This window comes from Acidithiobacillus sp., from assembly GCF_023255755.1.
Lineage (GTDB): Bacteria > Pseudomonadota > Gammaproteobacteria > Acidithiobacillales > Acidithiobacillaceae > Acidithiobacillus.
Genome location: NZ_JAGDVS010000079.1, coordinates 3,442 through 5,671 on the forward strand (window position 1 = coordinate 3,442; position 2,230 = coordinate 5,671).

Genomic DNA, 2,230 nt, shown 5'->3' on the forward strand with positions numbered 1-2,230 from the left:
ACCTCACCCCGCAACAAGCGCTGCGCTTCGCCATGGCGGGCGGGGTGGGGGGAGGGAAGGCCATCCGCGATAAGCTGGGTGCCGGTACTGAAGCAAGCAGAGAGACAGCACCGAGCCATTCTGACCCAGACCGGTGATAACTCCATTCCGTGGGCGCTTTGCGGCAAGCCCACAGTCTTCGTTATACTCGCGTCACAACATAAGGAGATGAAGCATGGCTGAAGTCCGCAAAGCAGTCTTCCCCGTGGCCGGTCTGGGCACTCGTTTTCTCCCGGCCACCAAGGCCAGCGCCAAGGAAATGATGCCTGTCGTGGACAAGCCACTCATTCAGTATGCTGTGGAGGAAGCCATCGCCGCAGGCTGCGACCAACTCATTTTCATCAGCGGACGCGGCAAGCGTGCCATCGAAGACCACTTCGACGTTTCTTACGAACTGGAAATTGAGCTGGAAAAACGCGGCAAGGTGGCTTTGCTGGAACAAGTGCGGAGCATCCTGCCCAGCCATGTCAGCACCATTTTTCTACGCCAGCCCTACCCGCTTGGACTCGGGCATGCCGTGCTTATGGCCCGCCCGGTGGTGGGTGACGAACCCTTCGCCGTGTTGCTGGCTGACGACCTCATGCTCGGCGAACCACCCGTGCTCGCGCAAATGGTGGAACAATACCGCCGCTATCAGGCGGGCATTCTCGGCGTTGAAGAAATTGCGCGGGAGCATTCCACCCGCTACGGCGTAGTCGACGCGCGGCCCTGGGATGATCGTATTTACCAGATTAGTGGCATCGTCGAAAAGCCTAAGCCCGAGAATGCGCCCTCTAATCTGGGCGTGGTGGGGCGCTACATCCTCCCCGCGCGGGTGTTTCACTTTCTGGAACAAACTCAACAAGGCGCGGGTGGCGAGATTCAACTGACGGATGCCATCGCCCACCTGTTGAAAGAGCGGCAGGTGCTGGCCTATCTTTTTTCCGGGCGGCGCTTTGATTGCGGCGATAAGCTTGGCTACCTGAAGGCGACCATCGCCTTTGGCAAGTTACACCCCGAGGTAGGTGCCGATTTCACCCGGTACATGGACAGCCTTTGCGAACCCCTCGCCCCGGATGAGGCATTCCCGTGACCCCCTTCATTCTCTCCGAACGGGGCGCTATCATCGCCCGTTTCCCCGAGGAGCACAGGCATCCATGATCATCATCGACGGAGTTACCGAAAGCGGTGGCAAATTCCGCCCGTCCGCCTGGGCGGAGATGCTCATTGAAGGAGTCGGACTCGCCCATTTCGGCGCCGACCACAAGATTCATTACCTGCCCCTCATTGAACCCGCCACTATCAATGGCAACGCCGCCATTATCATAGACGAGAGCCTGGAAGAGATTCGCCCGGAGGCCTTTGCTGAAATCATGCGCTTCGCCGCCGAAAATCGCCTCCAGGTGCGGCATGAAGAAGGCAGCATCGCCGATCGCCGGGTACAGCAGCCCACCCGCCGCCGCCACCAGACCCAGCGCCCACACTCCTGATGGCAGAACGTCCGTCCGCCTCCGCCCGTCTGCGTTTTACCTGGATACTCGGCATCGTCATTATTGTCTATGGCGCCCTGGCCATCGCCCTGAGCATCCACGTCATTGACCTGCAAAGCGGCGTACGTGCGGACCTCTATGTCGCCTTACAGAAGCTGGATCAACTGCATCGGGAAGCGTTGTCCCAGGCGACCAGTGCGCAGGAACGCCAAACCATAGAAACCGCCTGGCGCAACGAACGCGCCTTCGCCGCAGCCTCATCGCAACAAGCCCGACACGTGGCAGGGACGCTGATATCGCGCCTGAATCAGGAATATCCCACCAATGCCTGCGGCCGCAGTGGCCCCTCTTTCATCGCCGCCAATGCGCTCCCCGCTCAGCATGCCTGTATGGTCGCCATAGGGAGCAAAGGTAATGACGTTCAGGCCACGGCCTATGACACGCAAGGCATTGCCATGGACAACTTTTATGAATACCTCTATGCCCCCACCGGTCGCTCAGGCTGAGGGTACAACACCGCCCCCTGCCTGGGTCCACCGTAGTTACCGGGATTGGTTGAATTGCAGTATGCAGTCACATGGCTATCGCTTGCACGCTGAAATAGGGCCTCACGATCAGAGGTCACGAACCTTGGCATGGCTTGGCAAATCCACTCCACGACTGCCATAGACTGAAAGCGGACTTTCGGTTAACTCAGTAAGTGCCTGGAGCTGACTGATTGG

3 protein-coding genes are annotated in these 2,230 nt (G+C 59.2%); all 3 read left to right on the top strand.

Annotated features, from left to right (window positions below):
- Positions 1 to 214: 214 nt before the first annotated feature.
- The 3 genes from galU (at position 215) to Q0C48_RS05270 (ending at position 2,014) form a co-directional block, all read left to right on the top strand.
- Complete coding sequence (gene galU, locus Q0C48_RS05260) at positions 215 to 1,111, top strand: UTP--glucose-1-phosphate uridylyltransferase GalU (RefSeq protein WP_291522189.1); 897 nt, start codon at positions 215 to 217, stop codon at positions 1,109 to 1,111.
- Between the two features lie 64 nt (positions 1,112 to 1,175).
- Positions 1,176 to 1,508 (top strand): DUF3579 domain-containing protein, encoded by a 333-nt coding sequence (locus Q0C48_RS05265; RefSeq protein ID WP_291522192.1) that lies wholly within the window; start codon positions 1,176 to 1,178, stop codon positions 1,506 to 1,508.
- Positions 1,508 to 2,014 (top strand): hypothetical protein, encoded by a 507-nt coding sequence (locus Q0C48_RS05270; protein WP_291522194.1) that lies wholly within the window; start codon positions 1,508 to 1,510, stop codon positions 2,012 to 2,014. Before Q0C48_RS05265 ends, Q0C48_RS05270 begins: the two co-directional genes overlap by 1 nt.
- Positions 2,015 to 2,230 lie beyond the last annotated feature (216 nt).

What these genes read in the sequence shown, in the direction of transcription:
- galU (WP_291522189.1), top strand. Translation starts at nt 215, where the DNA reads ATGGCTGAAGTCCGCAAAGCAGTCTTCCCCGTGGCCGGTCTGGGCACT.
- Q0C48_RS05270 (WP_291522194.1), top strand. Translation starts at nt 1,508, where the DNA reads ATGGCAGAACGTCCGTCCGCCTCCGCCCGTCTGCGTTTTACCTGGATA.
- Q0C48_RS05265 (WP_291522192.1), top strand. Translation starts at nt 1,176, where the DNA reads ATGATCATCATCGACGGAGTTACCGAAAGCGGTGGCAAATTCCGCCCG.